Origin of the sequence: Streptomyces yokosukanensis, from assembly GCF_001514035.1 — a bacterium.
In the GTDB taxonomy this organism is placed as follows: domain Bacteria; phylum Actinomycetota; class Actinomycetes; order Streptomycetales; family Streptomycetaceae; genus Streptomyces; species Streptomyces yokosukanensis.
In genome coordinates this window covers 81,665-99,990 of record NZ_KQ948212.1, presented here as the reverse complement: position 1 = coordinate 99,990, position 18,326 = coordinate 81,665, and the positions used below count along the sequence as shown (strand labels likewise).

General features: G+C 71.9%; 15 protein-coding genes and 1 pseudogene. 6 read left to right on the top strand and 10 right to left on the bottom strand.

Annotated elements, in window-relative coordinates; genetic code table 11:
* Positions 1–213: 213 nt before the first annotated feature.
* A pseudogene (locus AQI95_RS49030) lies at positions 214–1,437 on the bottom strand (ATP-binding cassette domain-containing protein); the annotation flags it as partial.
* A gap of 403 nt (positions 1,438–1,840) precedes the next feature.
* Positions 1,841–3,658 (bottom strand): ABC transporter ATP-binding protein, encoded by a 1,818-nt coding sequence (locus AQI95_RS18310; RefSeq protein ID WP_067124277.1) that lies wholly within the window; start codon positions 3,656–3,658, stop codon positions 1,841–1,843.
* Between the two features lie 396 nt (positions 3,659–4,054).
* On the opposite strand from AQI95_RS18310, the gene AQI95_RS18305 reads away from it, so the two are divergent.
* From AQI95_RS18305 to AQI95_RS18285, 6 genes are all read left to right on the top strand, one after another.
* On the top strand, positions 4,055–5,098 hold the full coding sequence (locus AQI95_RS18305; RefSeq protein WP_067124992.1) for a radical SAM protein: 1,044 nt from the start codon (positions 4,055–4,057) through the stop codon (positions 5,096–5,098).
* 144 nt (positions 5,099–5,242) lie between these two features.
* The gene (locus tag AQI95_RS18300; RefSeq protein ID WP_067124275.1) at positions 5,243–6,772 is read left to right on the top strand and encodes a helix-turn-helix domain-containing protein; all 1,530 of its coding nucleotides are present in this window, start codon (positions 5,243–5,245) and stop codon (positions 6,770–6,772) included.
* A gap of 222 nt (positions 6,773–6,994) precedes the next feature.
* On the top strand, positions 6,995–7,744 hold the full coding sequence (locus AQI95_RS18295; protein ID WP_067124273.1) for a class I SAM-dependent methyltransferase: 750 nt from the start codon (positions 6,995–6,997) through the stop codon (positions 7,742–7,744).
* A gap of 146 nt (positions 7,745–7,890) precedes the next feature.
* Complete coding sequence (locus AQI95_RS18290; protein ID WP_067124271.1) at positions 7,891–8,337, top strand: flavodoxin family protein; 447 nt, start codon at positions 7,891–7,893, stop codon at positions 8,335–8,337.
* Positions 8,338–8,473: 136 nt separating this feature from the next.
* Positions 8,474–8,650 carry a cold-shock protein gene (locus AQI95_RS47985; RefSeq protein WP_167361949.1) on the top strand — a complete coding sequence of 59 codons (177 nt, stop codon included), beginning with the start codon at positions 8,474–8,476 and terminating at the stop codon, positions 8,648–8,650.
* 25 nt (positions 8,651–8,675) lie between these two features.
* Positions 8,676–9,563, top strand: coding sequence for a squalene/phytoene synthase family protein (locus AQI95_RS18285; RefSeq protein ID WP_067124269.1), 888 nt, complete (start codon positions 8,676–8,678; stop codon positions 9,561–9,563).
* Here AQI95_RS18285 and AQI95_RS18280 read toward each other — a convergent pair.
* The 8 genes from AQI95_RS18280 to AQI95_RS18245 all read right to left on the bottom strand — a co-directional run bounded on the left by AQI95_RS18280 (position 9,537) and on the right by AQI95_RS18245 (position 18,284).
* Positions 9,537–10,745 carry an MFS transporter gene (locus AQI95_RS18280; RefSeq protein WP_067124267.1) on the bottom strand — a complete coding sequence of 403 codons (1,209 nt, stop codon included), beginning with the start codon at positions 10,743–10,745 and terminating at the stop codon, positions 9,537–9,539. The genes AQI95_RS18285 and AQI95_RS18280 overlap by 27 nt on opposite strands.
* Entirely contained in the window at positions 10,742–11,248 is a 507-nt protein-coding gene (locus AQI95_RS18275) for a GNAT family N-acetyltransferase (protein ID WP_067124266.1), read from the bottom strand. The genes AQI95_RS18280 and AQI95_RS18275 overlap by 4 nt, the downstream gene beginning before the upstream one ends.
* A 1-nt stretch (position 11,249) precedes the next feature.
* Positions 11,250–12,536, bottom strand: coding sequence for a type III PLP-dependent enzyme domain-containing protein (locus AQI95_RS18270; RefSeq protein ID WP_079071319.1), 1,287 nt, complete (start codon positions 12,534–12,536; stop codon positions 11,250–11,252).
* Positions 12,533–13,822 (bottom strand): DUF6271 family protein, encoded by a 1,290-nt coding sequence (locus AQI95_RS18265; protein ID WP_067124264.1) that lies wholly within the window; start codon positions 13,820–13,822, stop codon positions 12,533–12,535. Before AQI95_RS18265 ends, AQI95_RS18270 begins: the two co-directional genes overlap by 4 nt.
* Entirely contained in the window at positions 13,819–14,853 is a 1,035-nt protein-coding gene (locus AQI95_RS18260) for a phytanoyl-CoA dioxygenase family protein (protein WP_067124262.1), read from the bottom strand. The genes AQI95_RS18265 and AQI95_RS18260 overlap by 4 nt, the downstream gene beginning before the upstream one ends.
* A 109-nt stretch (positions 14,854–14,962) precedes the next feature.
* Positions 14,963–16,450 (bottom strand): glycoside hydrolase family 3 protein, encoded by a 1,488-nt coding sequence (locus AQI95_RS18255; RefSeq protein WP_067124260.1) that lies wholly within the window; start codon positions 16,448–16,450, stop codon positions 14,963–14,965.
* A gap of 8 nt (positions 16,451–16,458) precedes the next feature.
* A complete protein-coding gene (locus AQI95_RS18250) occupies positions 16,459–17,289 on the bottom strand; it encodes a carbohydrate ABC transporter permease (protein WP_067124259.1) in 831 nt (276 codons plus the stop codon).
* The gene (locus AQI95_RS18245) at positions 17,286–18,284 is read right to left on the bottom strand and encodes a carbohydrate ABC transporter permease (protein WP_067124257.1); all 999 of its coding nucleotides are present in this window, start codon (positions 18,282–18,284) and stop codon (positions 17,286–17,288) included. Before AQI95_RS18245 ends, AQI95_RS18250 begins: the two co-directional genes overlap by 4 nt.
* Positions 18,285–18,326: the final 42 nt, after the last annotated feature.

Sequence of the window (18,326 nt, the reverse complement as noted above, 5' to 3'; positions counted from 1 at the left end):
GGCGTAGCGGCCGCCCCGGGCGAGGAGTTCGGCGTGGCCGCCGCTCTCCACGACCCGGCCGCCGTCCAGGACGACGACGAGGTCCGCCTCGCGCACCGTCGCGAACCGGTGCGACACGATCACCGTGATGGTGTCCGGGCCCCGCCCGCCGGTGCGCAGGTAGTGCCGCAGCAGGTCGGCCTCGCTGTCCGGGTCGAGGCTCGCGGTCGGCTCGTCGAGGAGGACGAGCAGCGGGGCGGTGCGCATCCGGGCGCGGGCCAGGGCCAGCTTCTGCCACTGGCCCGCCGACAGGTCGGTGCCGTCGGGGAAGGTCCGGCCGAGCTGGGTGTCGAGCCCGGCGGGCAGGGCCGCGGCCACCTCGTCGGCGCCGGCGGCCCGCAGGGCGGCGCGTACGGCCTCCGGGTCTTCGAGCGCGGCCGGGTCGCCGAGGCCGACGCTCTCCCGGACGGGGAGTTCGAGCCGGCAGAAGTCCTGGAAGCAGGCGGTGACATGGGTGCGCCACTCGGCCGGGGCCACCTCGGCCAGGTCCCGCCCGCCGAAGCTGATCCGCCCCTCGGTCACCGGGTGCAGCCCCGCGAGCAGCGTGACCAGCGTCGACTTGCCCGCCCCGTTGTCGCCGACCACGGCGACCGTGGCGCCGGCGGGCAGCCGCAGGTCGAGCGGGCCGAGCGCCGGTTCGTCGCGGCCCGGATAGGTGAACACCACGCCGTCGAGGACGAGATCGCCGCGCGGCGGCACGGACCGGCCCGTCCCGCGGGGTACGCCGCCGCGCGGGTGGTCGGCCAGGCGCAGGTACAGCGTGACCGTGTCGAGGGCGCGGCGCAGCCAGCCGAGCAGCCAGCCGAGACCGGTCGTGGCGCCGACGAGGCGGGTGCTGAGGAGCAGGACGAGCACCGCCTGGCCGGCGGATCCGGTGCCGTCGAGCACCGCGCGCGAGACGAGGTACAGGCCGCCGACGAGGGCCGCGCCGAAGACCAGCCAGCCCGCCGCCACGGCGAGCGCGCCCTTGGCCCGGGCGGCCTCGCGCGGGCCGCTCGCGGCCAGGAAGTCGGCCCGGTGGCGCGTCGAGATCTCCCCCGCGAGGCGGTACAGGCGCACTTCGCGGGCCGGTGCCGGATCGGTGGCGAGGGTGAAGAGGTCGGTGCGGCGCCGGTCGGCCTCGGCGCCCGCCTTCTCGGCGGCGGCGACCGCCCGCGCCTGCCAGCGGTTGGCGGCCGCGAGGGGGCCGATCGCGAGCGGCAGCAGTACGAGCAGCGGGTGGGCGAGGGCCAGCAGGACCAGGGCGCCCACACATCGGGCCAAAAGGTTGGCGTTCTCCACCAGTGCCGCGAAGGCCGTGCCGAACTCGCCCCTGCGCTGGCGCACCACCTCGGCGGTGTCCAGGAACTCCGGGTCCTGGTAGTGCCCGATGTGGTCGGGTTCCGAGCACAGGTTCATCAGGCGCCGGTCGAATTCGAGGCCGATGCGGTGCTGCAGCACGAGGCGTACGTCGGTGGCGACGGCCGCCGCCTGGTGCACGAAGACCGTGACGCCGAGCAGCAGCAGTCCGCCGCGCACGGCCTGCCAGCGGTCGTGTCCGGCGGTGGCGTCGACCATCCACTGCAGGCCGAGCGCCTGCAGTGCGGCGACGACGTTGAGCAGCGGGGAGAGGATCAGGACGAGGATCGCGCGCCTCGGGTCGACGCGGAGGGCGGTGCCGACGAGGAGGCGTACGGCGGCGAGCGCCGTGCGGCCACGGCGGGCCGGCCGGCCCGAGCCGGTCGTGCGGCCGCTCGTCCGGTCCCCGCGGTGGGCTCGGCCTGCTGTCGTCTCATGTGAACTCGGGTGGCGTGCACGGCTGTTACCCACGGCGGCTTCCTTGGCGTGCGTCGAAGGGTTCGGACTGGATGCGGAACATCCGCGCGTAGCGGCCCTCGGCGGCGAGCAGCGTCTCGTGCGTGCCGTACTCGCTGATCCGTCCGCCGTCCAGGACGGCGATGCGGTCGGCCAGGCGGACGGTGGCGAAGCGGTGGGAGACCAGGATGGTGGTGAGCCCGGCGGTGATCTCCAGGAAGCGGGCGTACAGCTCGTGCTCCGCCTCGATGTCGAGGTGGGCGGTGGGCTCGTCCAGGACCAGTACCTTGGCGCCGTGCCGCACGGCGAACAGGGCGCGGCTGAGCGCGAGGCGCTGCCACTGGCCGCCGGACAGCTCGGTGCCGCCGGTGTAGGCGGGGCTGAGCGGGGTGTCCCAGCCGCCCGGCAGCTCGGCCTCGACACCGAGGAAGCCGCCGAGCCGGGTGGCGGCGCGCAGGGCCTCGTCGGTGGCCTCGGCCTCGATGCGGCCGAAGCCGATGTTGTCGCGCGCGGAGAACGGGTAGCGCACGAAGTCCTGGAAAACTACGGCGACCTGGCGCCGCCACGCGTCGATGTCGAGGCCGCGCAGATCCGTGCCGTCGACGGTGACGCGTCCGCCGCCCGGCAGATAGAGCCCGGCGAGGAGCTTGGTGAGGGTGCTCTTGCCGGCGCCGTTGTCGCCGACGAGGGCGAGCGAGGACCCGGCCGGGACGGCCAGGTCCAGACCGTCGAGCACGGGCTCGCGCCCGCCCGCGTAGGAGAAGCGGACCCCCTCGAAGCGGATCCCCTCACGGGGCAGGCCGGCCGCCTCCACCGGCCCCGGGCTCGCCTGCCCCGCCGCCCGCGCCGTCCCCAGGGCGCCGACCTCCAGCGCGGCGGGGACCGCGGCACCGGCCGTGTGCAGCTGCCACAGCAGATCGCCGCTGAAGCCGAGGGCGTACATGCCGAGCAGCGCCTGCAGGGCGACGGTGAGTTCACGTGTCGACAGCGCACCGTCGCTCGCGCGCACGGCGAGCGGCACCACCACGGCCACGTGCGCGGCGAGCAGGATGGCGATCGCCAGGGCGTGGCGCCGTGGGCTGACCCGGGCGCGGCGCAGTCGTACGATCCCCTCCCACCAGGCGATGCTGAACCGCTCCACCAGCCAGGGGCGCAGGGCGAACAGGCGCACTTCCTTGGCCGCCGGGGCGGTGGTGGCCAGCTCGCGCAGATAGGCGGCGCGCCGCAGTTGCCCGGTCTGCGCGCCGTGCGCGGTCACGGACCGGCCGATCTCCTTCTCCTGCCAGCGGCCGGTGACCACCCAGCCGGCGCCGAGGACCAGCGGCATCCACCAGCCTCCCGCCCAGCCGAGCAGGGCGGCGCTGACCAGGCCGGTCAGCCGCAGCGGCACCAGCCCGGCGAGCGCGACGACCGCCTGGCCGGGGGGATGCGCGCCGAGGGCGACCGCCCGTGCCTGCTCGATGCGGTCGGCCACGGCGGTGTCGTCCAGATGGCCGATCTGCGCGGGGCGCAGGGCGCCGTCCACCGTGCGCTGCGCCATCGCACCGTCGACCGCGGTACCCAGGCGCGCGGCGACCATGGTGCGGACCGGGTCGAGCACCACGTCGAGGACGAGGACGAGCGCGAGCAGCGCGAGCCCCCTCGCCATGCCGTCCGACGACGGCGGACGGCCGGTGAGCGCGGCCACCAGCTGCCCCGTGGCCAGGGGCAGGAGGGCGGCGCCCGCGGCCTGCGCCAGGACGAGTGCCGCGAGCGCGAGGGTCGGCCCCGGCGCGATTCGCGGCAACTGCCGTACCAGTAGGACGACTTTGCTGCTGTGTGCCATCACCGGATTCACCCTCCGCCGGGTCGGAAGTGCGCCGACATGGATGCGGTGGCCGCTTCGCAACAGAAGCGGCCACCGCGTGTGCGTCTCACCGTCAGTCGCCGACGGTCGTGGGCGGGTACATCATGGTGATTCACCTCCTTCCGCAGGACCACTGCTTCGGGACGTCGAGAACGCTAGGGCGGAGCACTCGGCGGGCGAATCCGTGGCCGGGTACGCAAATTCGGCCCGCGGGTACGCAGCCGGCGCCCCCGCATCCCGTACGTACGCCCCGTGCGTGGCGCGCGTGCGCCGTTGCGTACCGCTCCACGGACGACCGGGCGGGCGCCGCGTTCCTAGGGTGCGGGGCCAGGACTGCACGTCGGCCACCGACCGGGAGAGACAACCGTGGACGAGATGAAGAACCCCAACGCGGTCATCTGGGACGTCACTTTCGCGTGCCCCTTGCGCTGCGTTCACTGCTATACGGAGTCGGGCCGGCGGCCCGCGAAGAACCTCACCCACGACGAGATGCTGCGGGTCGCGGACGCCATCATCTCGCTGCGCCCGAAGATGATCACGCTGTGCGGCGGGGAGCCCCTGACCATCAAGCGCATCGTCGACGTGGCCCGGCACTTCGACGAGGCGGGCGTGCGGGTCTTCCTGTACACCAGCGGCTGGGCGCTGCCCGCCGCCGCGGTCGAAGAGCTGTCGGACGTGGTGACCAAGATCGTGGTGAGCCTGGACGGTGCCACCGCCGCGACCCACGACCGGATCCGGGGCCGGGCCGGGTCCTTCGACCGGGCGACGGGCGCCCTCGCCCGGATCGACGCGGAGGCCGGGCGACGGCTCGCACAGGGCCGGCGGGCGCCCCGGTTCGGTATCGACTACGTCGTGATCCGCAGCAACTTCGGGGAGTTGGAGGCCGTGTGCCGCGAACTCGCTCCCCGGTTCCCGCACCTGGAGACGGTCCACTTCGGGGCCGTGGTGCCCACGGGCCTCGCCAGCCGTCCCTCATTCGTCGAGCACGAGCTGCTCCACGACGAGCAGGTCGCCGAGCTGATCGCCCCGCGGACGCTGGAGCGGCTGCGCAGGGCCGCACCGCCGTCGGTCACGGTGGAGACGACCGAGAACTTCGAGGTCCAGATGAACCCGGCCTTCCTGGCCCGCACCCCCGGCTTCCGGCCCATGGAGATAGAGCCGGACGGCGAGGTGCGCGCGATGCCCATCTACGAGGGCACCGTGGGCAGCCTCCTCACCGAGGACCCGCTGGTGCTGTGGCGGCGTTCGTACGAACGCTGGACGGACCCGTTCGTCGTCGAGCAGCTGAACGCCATCCGCACCCGTGCCGACTGGGCCGAGGCGCTGCGCCGCATCGACGCGCGGTTCGCCTCGCACGAGGACCGGGCCCGCATCGAGCGGCGGCCGGTGTTCGTGCCGCTCGGCGAACCTTCGCACTAGCACCGCATCCTGCCTGACATCACTGGATTTGCCAGTATCTTTCGGGTGACATCGGACATGACACGGCATGCACCATCGGCGCGACATCACCCGAATGGCCCCCCATGGCGGGCGCCATCTCATATCTGAGATAGCCTCAGCCTCATGGCAGACGACTACCTCGTACGCATCGGCAAGCTCATCCGTGACGCCCGGCAGCACCGAGGCTGGACACAGACCCAGCTCGCGGAGGCGCTCGGCACCAGCCAGAGCGCGGTCAACCGCATCGAGCGCGGCCATCAGAACATCAGCCTTGAGATGATCGCCCGGATCAGTGAGGCCCTGGACAGCGAGATCGTGTCGCTGGGTTACGCGGGCCCGATGCATCTGCGAGTCGTCGGCGGCCGTCGGCTGTCCGGCGCCATCGACGTCAAGACCAGCAAGAACGCCTGCGTGGCACTGCTGTGCGCCTCGCTACTGAACAAGGGGCGTACGGTGCTGCGCCGAGTGGCCCGCATCGAGGAGGTGTACCGCCTGCTGGAGGTGCTGAACTCCATCGGCGTGCGCACCCGCTGGATCAACGACGGCGTCGACCTGGAACTGGTGCCGCCGGCCGAGCTGGAGATGGCGGCGATCGACGCGGACGCGGCCGTACGCACCCGCTCGATCATCATGTTCCTGGGCCCGCTGCTGCACCGCATGGACGCCTTCAAGCTGCCGTACGCCGGCGGCTGCGACCTCGGCACGCGGACCATCGAACCGCACATGATCGCGCTGCGCCGGTTCGGCCTGGACATCGCGGCCACCGAGGGCCAGTACCACGCGCGGGTCGACCGCACGGTCCGCCTCGACCGCCCGATCGTGCTGACCGAGCGCGGCGACACCGTGACCGAGAACGCGCTGCTGGCCGCCGCTCGGCACGACGGCGTGACGGTCATCCGCAACGCCTCCTCCAACTACATGGTCCAGGACCTGTGCTTCTTCCTGGAGGCGCTGGGCGTCAAGGTCGAGGGCATCGGCACCACCACGCTCACCGTGCACGGCGTGCCGAACATCGACGTCGACGTGGACTACTCCCCCTCCGAGGACCCGGTCGAGGCGATGAGCCTGCTGGCCGCAGCCGTGGTGACGGAGTCGGAACTGACGGTCCGCCGCGTCCCCATCGAGTTCCTGGAGATCGAGCTGGCGGTCCTGGAGGAGATGGGTCTCGACCACGACCGCAGCCCCGAGTACTGCGCGGACAACGGCCGTACCCGCCTGGTCGACCTCACGGTCCGCCCCTCCAAGCTCGAAGCCCCCATCGACAAGATCCACCCCATGCCCTTCCCGGGCCTGAACATCGACAACGTCCCGTTCTTCGCGGCCATCGCCGCGGTCGCGCAGGGCAAGACGCTGATCCACGACTGGGTCTACGACAACCGCGCGATCTACCTCACGGACCTCAACCGCCTCGGCGGCCGCCTGCAACTCCTCGACCCGCACCGCGTCCTGGTCGAGGGCCCCACCCGCTGGCGCGCCGCCGAGATGATGTGCCCCCCGGCCCTGCGCCCCGCCGTGGTCGTCCTGCTGGCGATGATGGCGGCGGAGGGCACGTCGGTGCTGCGCAACGTGTACGTCATCAACCGGGGTTACGAGGACCTCGCCGAGCGCCTGAACTCGATCGGGGCACAGATCGAGACCTTCCGCGACATCTAGGAACCGGGACAGACAGCAGACCCCTCCGGAGGAACTCGTTCCGCGTCCTCCCGTGGCCGTGGTGTCTCGTACACGGATCCGGACGGCCGGCTGAACCTTTGTGGTTCATGCCAATACGGCCTGCCGCCCGGATCCGTGGAGACTGCCGTTCACAACGGCGTCCCGGACTGTTCGTCCAGCCGAGAGCCGTCCTCGAACAGGCCCACACGGGGGGAGCGTTCCATGGCTGACGCACAGCAGCAGTACGACCGGATCGGGGAAGCGTTCGAAGGCTTCAAGGCCCTGCCGCTGGCGCGGTACGGAGAGGTGCCCGGCTTCCTGGCCATGGTCGGGGACGTCGCCGGGAAGTCGGTGATCGACCTGGGGGCCGGTACCGGCTTCTACGCACGGGAGTTCAAGCGGCGCGGTGCGTCCGACGTCTTCGCCGTCGACGTGTCCCCCGAGATGATCGCCGTCGGCGAGAAGCTGGAAGAGGCGGCTCCTCTCGGGGTGCGGTACGCGGTCGGCGACGTCGCCGACCTGACGGACGCGACGACCCGTTTCGACATCGGGGTGGCGGTCCAGCTGTTCAACTACAGCGAGGACGTCGCCACGATCGAGCTGATGTGCCGCAGCATCCACGCCCTGCTCACCGAGGGCGCCCCGCTGTACGTGTTCACGCAGAACCCGGCGTACCGGTTCGGCGGTGCGCCGCTGGACAAGTACGGATTCCGCTGCGAGGCCACCGGTGAGTCCTCTCCGGTGGGGACACCGTCCAGGATCACCGCCCTGCTCGACGGCCACCCGGTCTCGTTCACGGCGATCCCGCCGAGCCGCACCACGTACGAGACATGCCTTGAGGCGGCCGGGTTCACCGGTGTCGAGTGGGTGCCGCTGGAGATCTCGCCGGCCGGGGTGGAGGAGTTCGGTCAGGAATTCTGGGACGACTTCTACGACAACCCGCCGCTGGCCATGCTCCGCTGCCGCGCCTGACGGCCGGCCCCGGGCCGGGCCGTCCGCACCCCCACGGCTCCCGCCGAAGACACGTGACCCGCGCCACACGGGCCCGGTGTCACGTTTTCGGCGGCTGCCGTGTCCTGTGAACCGGACGCGACCCACGGGTACACGGGAGGAACAGCATGACGAGGACCCTGATCATCTGCACGTCGGTGTCGCACGGCAACACCCGCAGGGTCGCGGAGGCGATGGCGGAGGTGCTGGGGGCGAAGGTGGTCGAGCCCGACCAGGTCGATCCCGCCGAACTGGGCGACTACGACCTGGTCGGCTTCGGCTCCGGGATCTTCAACCAGAGGTTCCATCCCGACCTTCTCCGGTTCGTCTCCTCCCTGCCCCAACAGCACGGCGGCGCGTTCGTGTTCGCGACCAGCGGCCTTCCGTGGGTCCGTTTCGCCCCGCTCCTGCGCGGCCTTCGGAGCAAGGGCTTCACGGCGGCGGGCACGTTCTCCTGCCGCGCCTTCGACACCTGGGCCCCGTTCAAGCCGGTCGGCGGCATCCGCAAGGGACGGCCCGATCGGAGCGACCTCCAGGCGGCGCGGCATTTCGCCGAGGGGCTGCGAAGCCGCTGACGGAAGGCTGTTGACTTCCGGTCAAACACTGGCCGACGCGCCGTACGCCTCTTCCCACCGTTCGACACGGTGGGTGATGCTCTGCTCACCGGGGGACATCAGGAGCTTCACAAACCGACCCACGGAGGACAGGACGATGCCGCTCGGAAGGATCGCCGTGTACAACGACGCGGACGGCTTGGGCATCATCGCCGGTGAGGACGGCGAACGGCGCCCGTTCTCCGGCATGGAGACACAGACCACGCGCGAGGGGCAGCGGGTCCTGTTCGACGTCGTCGGCGAGAAGGCCACCAATGTGATCGCCGTACGGTGACCCGCGGTGGCCCTACGATCGGCTCATGCGAGGGTGGACGAAGAGCCTGGACGCGGCCGGCGTCCGGGAGCCGGGACTGCGTGCGGACTACGACCGTCAGCGGCAGCTGGTACGGCGGTACCGGCGCACCGCGTACCTGGCCGTCAGGCTGCTGCTGCCGAGCCGGTTGCTGCCGCACGTGGTGGCGATGACCGCCGTGATGCATCACGGGGACACCCTGATGGACACCGGGCCCCTGCCGCAGCGCGAGGCGGCCTGGACCGGCTGGGAGCGGCAGGTGCGCGAGGCGCTGGCGACGGGGACGAGTGACGTCGCCCTGCTGCGCACGCTCGGGCACACCGTGTCCGCCCGGCCGCGGCTGCGGGAGACCGTGGCGGCCTATCTGAAGACCGCCACGGCCGAACTGCACTTCACCGGCTTCGCCACCGAGGCCGACTACCAGGCCTATGTGGACGCCTACTCGTTCCCCGCCTTCATGCTGATCGCGGATCTGCTCGGGCCGCAGGGCGACGACCGCGAGTACCGGGCCGCGTGCCGGACGTTCATCGACGGCAGCCAGCGGCTCGACTTCGTCAACGACCTCGCCGAGGACCTGGGCGAGGGCCGCACGGGCATCCCGGCGGCCACGCTGGAACGGTTCTCCCTCGACACGGCCGAGCTGGCGACCGGCCGCGGCGGCGCGAGCCTGGCGGCGCTGGTGGCGGACCAGGTCGCCGCCGCCCGCGCCTGCCTGGTGGCCGCCCGGGAGTTGCCCACGCTGATCCCGCCTCCCGGCCGGCGGCTGGTGCGGGCGCTGGTCGAGATCGAGCTGCTCACCGCGGACGCGGTACTGGCGCGCGGCGCCGGGGTGTTGCGCGGTTCCGTGAGTCCGCCGCCGGCCCGGGCGCTACGCGTTCTCATGGGCCGGTACTGAGGCGTCGTCGGCGGCCGGTGCGGGAGCACGGTCCGCCCAGGGGATCCAGAGCGCCGTCACCGTGACGATCAGGGCCGATCCGGCGACCGTCGCCATGCCCAGGGTCAGGTTCGTCGCGCCCGCGACGAAACCGATCAGGGCGGGGCCCGCCAGCAGGCCCGTGGTGCCCATCGCGGCCACCAGCGCCAGGGCGTCGGAGCCGTGGCCGGCGGCCGCGACATAGACGCACGGGGTGATGGCGGCCGCGCCGAGGCCGACACAGGCGAAGCCGAGGAGGGTCGGGACCACCCCGCCGGCCGACAGGGCGAGGGCCAGACCGGCGGCGGCCACCGCGCCACCCACCCGGACCACCCGGCCGTCGCCGAAGCGGGTGCGCCAGCGGTCCGCGCGCAGCCGGGCCAGCAGCATCATCACGGAGACGACCGCGATTCCGAGGGGTGCCACGGACGCCGACGCCTTGACGACGTCCTTCAGATAGAGCGTCGACCAGTCGTTCATGGCGCCCTCGGTGATCGTGCCGAAGGCCATGGCACAGCCCATCAGCAGGGTCGTCCAGGAGGGCAGGGTCCGGCGGCGACGCTGCCGCGGCTCGTCCGGCTGCCCGGACGGGCCGTCGGCCAGCAGGGCCGGGCGGGCGCCCGCGACCAGCAGCAGCAACAGGGCCCCGGCCACGGTGAAGTGCACCGGGAGGGACGCGGTCAGGCCGGTCACACCGGAGCTGAGCAGGGCGGCGGCGAGCAGCCCGGCGCTGAACGTGGCGTGCAGCTGGGACATGGCGGTGCGGTCGTACGTCTGCTCCAGCGCGGCTCCCTGGGCGTTCATGGCGACGTTGAGGCAGCCGACCGCGACTCCGTCGGCGCAGACGGCGACGAGCGCGAGCGGGTAGTCGGGTACGGCGGCGAGGGCCGCCAGTACGGCGATCAGGCAGCCGGCCGAGGCCAGGCAGAGCCGTCGGGAGCCGAGGCGGCGCATCAGGACGGCGACGAGCGGGAAGGAGGCCGCCGCGCCGGCTCCGCAGGCCATCAGCAGCAGCCCCACCTCCCCGGCTCCCAGGTCGAGGCGGGTCTTGAGCGCGGGGAGGCGGGAGACCCAGGTGCCGTACTGGAAGCCGAGGAAGCAGAAGAGCGCGGCGATGGACCACTTGGCCCGGCGAAAGCCCGCGGGATCGGTTCTCGCGGTCATCGGCTCGCCTCCCGTACGGCGGCCACCCGCGCCGACATGTACACCGCGCCGTCGCCGTAACCGGCCGGCAGACGTGCCTCGTGGTGGGGGCGGTAGCCGTTGGCGCGCCAGAAGGGCTCCTTGCCCGCGACCGCGATCAGCGACATGGTCTCGAACCCGCGCGTGCGGGCCGTGTCCGTCAGGTGGTGGACGAGGCGGGTGCCGAGCCCGCTGCGCCGCTGGGGCGTGGTGACGACCAGATCGTGCAGGTGGAGGTTGGCGGACCGGTGGACGGCCGGTTCGGCCCGGTTCAGGTCGGGGTAGCGGAACCTCGGGTAGGGCAGGGCCAGTACATAGCCCGCGAGCCGCCCGCCGCGGTCCAGGACGAAGCAGGTGCCGGCCGCGGCCCGGGACCGCAGCGCGGCCTCGCCCTCGGTGAGCGAGGTGTCCGCGTACGCCTCGGCCTCCAGGGCCGCGACCTCGGGCCAGTCGGCCTCGGTCAGGCCCCGTATGAGGTCGCTCATGTCAGTGATGTCCTTCCTGGCCGCGTACGCAGACGCAGGGCAGCGGGCGGATGCCGTTGAACCCCTGGGTCATGTAGCTGGTGGCGTAGGCGCCGGCGGAGAGGATCCAGACCGGGTCGCCGGAGGTGACGGCGCGGGGCACCGGCACCGGGTGCCGGCCGTCGCCGTAGGCGTCGTCGCTGTCGCAGGTGGGTCCGGCGACGACGGCGGGCACGTGCTCTTGTGCGCCCAGGTGGTCCGGGAAGACCATCCGGTGCGTCAACTGGTCCATCTCGTAGAGGCCGTTGAACTTGCCGCAGCTCAGGTACAGCCAGTGCGCGTCCGTGCCGTCCGGCTGGCGGCGCCGGGTCAGCCGGGAGACATGGGCGCGCACGGCGCCGTGGTCGGCGACCAGATGGCGGCCGGGTTCCATGACGAAGGCGAGCGGGGTGGCGGTGAGGGCGCGCAGCTGGTCCATGCCCTCGCGGAGCACGGTGAAGATCTTGTCGAGAGGCGGGTCGAGGGGGTTGCCGTGGCGGTCCTGGTAGCCGAGCGCGGGCAGCCCGCCGCCGAGGTTGACGTGGTCGGGTACGATCCCCCGCCCGGCCAGGGCCGTCAGGGTAGCGGCGAGGGTGTCGAGGGCCTGCTGCCAGCCCTCCGCGGTCATCTGCTGGGAGCCGACGTGGACGGACAGACCGGCCGGGACGAGTCCGGCCGCGCGAGCCGTCTCCAGCACGTGGACGGCGTCCTCGGGGGCGCAGCCGAACTTGCGGCTCAGGCCCCACAGGGCGCCCTCGCCGCTGGTGGCGAGGCGGCAGAAGACCCGGGCGCGGGGCGCGTGCGCGGCGATGGCGGTGACGTCCTCGACGCTGTCGGTGGCGAAGGTGCGCACACCCAGGCGGTGGGCCTCCGCGATGTCGTGGTCGGACTTGATGGTGTTGCCGTAGTGGATGCGGTCGGGCTCGCAGCCGGCGCGGAGTGCCTGCGTGATCTCGGCGGGGCCGGCGGCGTCGAAGCCGGCGCCTGCGGCGGCCAGGCACTGCAGGACCTCGTCCACGGGGCAGGCCTTGAGGGCGAAGCGGACCTTGATGTCGGGCAACTCGTCGAGCAGGGCGGCGTATTGGTGCTCGATGCCGGTGAGGTCGTAGATGATGCGGTCGGTCTCGGCGGTGGCCAGGGATGCGCGCAGTGCGCCTGCGGCGGTGCCGCGGAGCGCCGTCGCACTGCTGCGGGTCCGGTGTGGCTGGTCGCGCCCGTGCGGCGGCAGCCGTACGGCGGACGGGGCCTCGCGCCCGTTCGGGGCGTTCATGTGCGGGCCGCCTCGATGAGTGCGGGCCAGGCTTCGATCAGGTGGGCGAAGTCCTCGATGTCGGATGCGGCCTCGTCGAGCAACTGGTCGCGCTGCTGCTCCAGTTGGTCGGCGAACGCCGCGTACCGGCCGCCCAGTTTGCGGTAGGCGGTGTCGACCCGGTCCAGGCGCCAGACGTTCTCGGTGCGGTCCAGGCCGGTGCTGTCGCGCAGGAACGCCACGATCCGCTCGGCCCGAACGTACCGGTCGCCGTCCAGCAGTGTGTCGCCCGCGTCGGCCATGCGGTCGTAGACGTGGTGGAAGTAGAGCATCGACAGCAGGAACTTCACGAATCGCCGCTGGTAGGCCGGGAACCCGGTGTCGGTGCGGCGTTCGGGGGTGTGGAAGTTCTCGATGTGCCGGTTGTGCAGGATGCCGGGCAGGCGGGCGTCGTGGACGAGATGGAGCAGGAAGTAGTCGCTGCCGATGGTGTCGGTGGCGGGCGGCAGCGGGACGCGCTCGTAGACCGCTCGGCCGAAGGCGATGTTGCACATGTCGACGCGCATGGGGTCGACCAGGGTGAGGGTGGAGCGGTCGCCGGTGAAAGGTGTGGTGCCCGCGCCGGTGAAGGACTCCTCGACCAGGTCGCGTCTGCGTTCCTCGCTCCAGTCGCCGGGCGCCCAGAGGCTGACGACGTCGTGGTACACGCCCTCGTCCAGTCGCCGCATCTCCGCGATGTCGACGGAGAGTTCACCGATGAAGGAGGCTCCGGCGAGGGAGACCGGGCGGTGCAGCAGTTCCGGGGCGAGGTCGGTGCGGGTGACCGTGCCGGTGGCCTCGGCGGCGGGCCGGCCCAGCCAGGGCAGCTCGTGGTGGATGGGGAACACGGGCCGCCCGGCGTGGAGTTGGTAGGTACTGTCGGAGTCCCGGCGGTGCAGCGAGGTGCAGCCGAGGGCGGCGGCGAGCAGGAAGGCGCGGTTGGTGCAGGCGCCGTAGGAGACGGCGGGCGGCAGCATGAGGCGGAGCACGCGGTCGGGTTCGGGCAGGTCGGCCTGCTCGATGGCCCGGCGCAGGACGTCGCGTTGGGCGTCCTCGCCGAGGTGGTGGACGGTGACGTGGGCGACCGGGGGCAGGGCGGCGAGGACCCGGGCGTGCTCGGCGCGCGTGGGGTCGTCGGCGGAGTCGAGGATCAGGAGCTGGACGTCGGAGCCGAGGTGCCGGGCGGCATGGGCGGCTTCCGCGTGGATCGCGACGAGCGTGGCGGAGCAGGCCCGGTTGGTGGGCAGGCACAGGCAGATGCGGTTCACTGTGCCCCTTCCGGGGCGGTGGTCCACGAGTCCAGGCCCAGCAGTCTGCTGCCGAGGGGGTTGAGCGTGGCGGGCCCGTAGCGGTGGGCCTCCGGTGCGCGGGCGTCGCCGAGGAGCGTGGCGTTCCAGTCGGGCGTCGCAAGGGTGCGCCAGGAGGTGACGCGGGAGTCGCGCAGGGCGGTGTGCTCCTCCAGCGCGGGCATCATCGACAGGTACTGGACGGCTCGGACACCGTTGTCAGAGAGGTTCGGTGCCACGCCGTGCGCCAGCAGCCCGTTGAAGATCAGCAGGTCACCGGCCTGGAGGTCGGGGCGGACCACCGGGAATTCGGCGCGGTCGGCGCCGGGCCGGATCGGGTGGCGGCCGGAGGGCTGGGCCACGCGCCACTGCTCGAAGCGGCGGAAGAGTTCCGGGGCGCACTGGAAGCCGCCGAGTTCGGGCCGGGTGTCGTTGAGGGCGATGATGCCCTGGACGCGCTGCGGCAGGACGGCGAGGGTGGTGTCGACGTCCCAGTGCAGTTCGATGTCGAAGCCCTCGTCGGTGGGTTCGATCAGGGAGCGGGAGCGGGTGCGGGTGTTGGGCGGGTTGAGGTTGAGCCGGTCCAGGGTGACCCACAGCTCCTCGCAGTCCCAGACGTCCACGAAGGCGTCGTAGACCCGCTGGGTCTGGCGGCTGTCCCAGAGGAACTGGTGGTGGTAGGCCTCGACGAAGCCGTAGATGAACAGGTGCTGGTCGAGTTCGGAGCGGAACCGGGGCTCCGCGTACCAGGTCTCGGGGTCGTCGGGGTCGAGGTTCTGGAACTGCCAGGCGAAGTCGAGGAGTTGCTTGGCCTCGCCGGGGGTGATGGCCTCGCGGACGATGACGTAGCCGTACGTCTGCCAGAAGGCGAGGTCCGCTTCGGAGAGCACGCGCAGGGGCTGGGACTTCTCGATGTCGCGCAACGGGGTCGAGGCGAGGTAGGTCTCGCCGTCGGCGCTGAAGTAGGGGCGGGCGGAGGCCGCCCGGTGGAGGTGGGGATGGGGCGTTTGCATGCGATTCCTCTGGAACACAAGTGCGAGCAAGTGCGGTTGGGATCCGGGAATAGAGCAAGGTCGAGCGGGCCGCCCGCGAAGAGGCGCGGGCGGCCGGTGAGCCCGTGGGTCAGCCCGCGACGACGGCTTCCGCCGCCGCCGCACCGCAGACCCGGGCGGCGCCGTACGTGGCGATGTGCAGGGCGCCGCGCGGGGCGGCCTGCGGCAGGCCCATCTCCACGACGACGGTGTCGGGGCGGGCGGCGAGCAGGGTGTCGAGGGCGGAGCCCATCCAGGGGTGCCGGTGCTCGTCGCGGACCACGGCGACGATCCGGCGGCCGTCGGCCGCGGCGAGTGCGTCGGCGCCCGCGCCGTCGCCGGTGAAGGAGGCGACGCTGGTGCCGGGCAGCAGCCGTGCCAGCTCGACGGCCACGCCCCAGGGGGTCTGGTCGCCGACGGCGATGTTGCGTTCGGGCTCGAACTGGGCGATGTACACGGGGGTGTTGATGGCCGCGGCGGGGCCGGTCCGGGTCACCCGCAGCGCGCGGCGGGCCGCGACCAGGCCGATCTCGGGGTCGGGCGCGGTCTCGGCGGCGCCGCCGCGCGCCCCGGCGGTCCAGGCGGCGAGCGCCCGCACCCGGGCGGCCGCGTCGGCGAGCCGTTCCTCGGACAGTTCGCCGGAGCGTACGGCGGCCACGAGCGCGTCCCTGAGGTTCAGCACGGTGCCCTCGTCGCACAGCCCGCCGCCGACGCAGATGGCGTCGGCGCCGGCCGCGATCGCGAGGACCACGCCGTGCTCCAGGCCGTAGGTGCCGGATATCGCGCGCATCTCCATGCCGTCGGTGACGATCAGGCCCCGGTAGCCGAGTTCGCCCCGCAGCAGTTCGGTGAGGATGCGGCGGGAGAGGGTGCCGGGGCGGTCCGCATCGAGAGCCGGGACGAGGATGTGCGCGCTCATGATCGCCCGGGTGCCGGCGGCGATGGCCGCGCGGAACGGGGGCAGCTCGCGGGCGTAGAGGGTGTCGGCGTCGACGTCGATGCGGGGTACGGCGTGGTGGGAGTCGACGTTGGTGTCGCCGTGGCCGGGGAAGTGCTTGGTGCAGGCGGCGACGCCGGTGGACTGCAGGCCCTGGACCCAGGCGGCGGTGTGCCGGGCGACCAGGTCGGTGCTCGCGCCGAAGGAGCGCACCCCGATGACGGGGTTGTCGGGGTTGGCGTTGACGTCGGCGGAGGGCGCCCAGTCGAAGTTGACGCCGCAGGCGGCAAGGCGCCGGCCCAGCTCGCGGGAGACGGCCCGGGTGAGGTCGGGGTCGTCGACGGCGCCGAGGGCGTGGTTGCCGGGGAAAGAGGAGCCGGTGCGCACGTCGAGGCGGGTGACGTCGCCGCTCTCCTCGTCGATGGCGACCAGCAGGTCGTCCCGTTCGGCGCGCAGTGCGGCGGTGAGGGCGGTGACCTGCTCCTCGGTGACGACGTTGCGGCCGAACAGGGCGACGGAGGCGAGGCCCTCACCGAGGCGGCGGCGCACCCAGTCGGGCGCGGTGGTGCCGTCGAAGCCCGGCTGCAGCACCGCGAGGGCGTCCCGGGTGAGGGTGTCTGTGCCGGTGGCGAGTGTGGTCATCGGCGGGGTCATCCCTTCACTGCGCCGTCGGTCAGGCCGCTGACGGCCTTGCGTTGCATGAAGATGAAGAGGATCAGGATGGGCAGCGCGAACAGGGACGAGGCGGCCATCGTGGCGCCCCAGTCGTCACCGAAGGCGGTCTGGAACTGCGACAGCCACAGCGGCAGCGTCTGCTTCTCGATGTCCTTGTTGAGGATGAGGACGAGCGGGAACTCGTTCCAGGCTGTGATGAACCCGAACAGCGAGGTCGCCATGAGGCCGGGCGCCAGCAGCGGGAAGATCACCTTGCGGAAGGCCTGGAAGCGGGTGCAGCCGTCGACCATGGCCGCCTCCTCCAGGTCCTTCGGCACGGCGGCGACGTAGCCGCGCAGCGTCAGGATGGTGAGGGGCAGCACCATCATCGTGTAGAAGACGGTGAGCGGGACCAGGCTGTTGAGCATGTCGTCGTCGCGGACGATCATGTAGATGGCGATGATCATGACCTCCCAGGGGGCCATCTGCGCCAGCATGAACGTCACGATGAGCCCGCGCCGGCCCTTGAACCGCATCCGGGCCAGCGCGAAGGCCGCGAACAGGGCGATGACGAGCGAGAAGACGACCGACAGGACCGTGACGGTGACGGAGTTGACGACCAGCGTCCAGAAGTGGTCGGCGTCGACGGCCTTCTTGAAGTGGCTGAGGGTGACGTTCGTCGGGAACCACACCGGGTTCTCGGAGATGATGTCGTTGGTGGGCTTGAAGGCCGTCGCGAACATCCAGTAGACGGGGAACACGAAGCCGACGAAGAGGACGGCGGCGGTCGCGTTGGGCCAGATACGGCCGAAGAGCGAGCGCTTCACAGCTCGTCCTCCTCTTGCTTGAGCACCATGCGCAGGTAGTACGAGGTGATGACGAGCAGGGCCAGGATGGTCAGGAAGGAGATCGCCGCACCGACGCCGAAGTGCTGGTTGCCGACGCCCTCGACATAGGCGTAGATCGGCAGGGTCTCGGTGAGGCGGTCGGGGCCGCCCTCGTTGATGGCGAAGACCTGCGGGAACGCCTTGAAGACCCAGATGACCTCGAGGAAGGTCGTGGCGTAGAGGAACGGCCGCAGGAAGGGCAGGGTCACGGAGGTGAAGCTCTGCCAGGCGCCGGCGCCGTCCAGGGACGCGGCCTCGTACAGCTCCTTGGGGATGGTGGTGGTGGCGGCGTACAGGTTGATCGCGACGAACGGGACCGACTGCCACACGATGAGCAGGATGATCACCGAGAAGGTGGAGAACTGACTGCCCATCCAGTTGTAGTCGGCCATGGAGTGCCAGCCGAGCTTGTCCAGGACCCAGTTGACGACGCCGAAGCGCTGGGCGAACAGCCACTGGTAGACGGTGGTGGCCGCGATGTAGGGCATGGCCCAGGCGAGGACGAGGCCCACCAGGAGCGTGAGCCGCATCTTCTTGCCGAGCCGGGCCAGCAGCAGCCCGATCAGGGTGCCGAGCACCATGATCAGGACGACGTTGACGGCGGTGAAGAAGACCGAGCGCTCGACGACCTTCCAGAAGTCCGAACCGGTCAGGATCTCCTTGTAGTTGTCGACGCCGTTCCACTCGGTGAGGTGCTGGATGAGCTGGCGCGGGTTGAGGTTCTGGAACGACAGCATGCCGTTCTTGACGAGGGGCCAGCCGAGCAGGACCAGGGTGGCCAGCAGCGCCGGCAGCAGCAGGAGATAGGGGGCGGCGCCGGCGCGGCGGGACGAGGACCCGGAGCCGCGGTCCTCACCCGTCGGCGGCCTGGGTATCCGGGCCTTGCGGACAGCGGGCTCCCCGGCCGTGTCCGTGCCTTCGGTCTGCACTGACATGAATTGCCATCTCTTCCGTGGCCGTACGAACTCCGTGCGCCG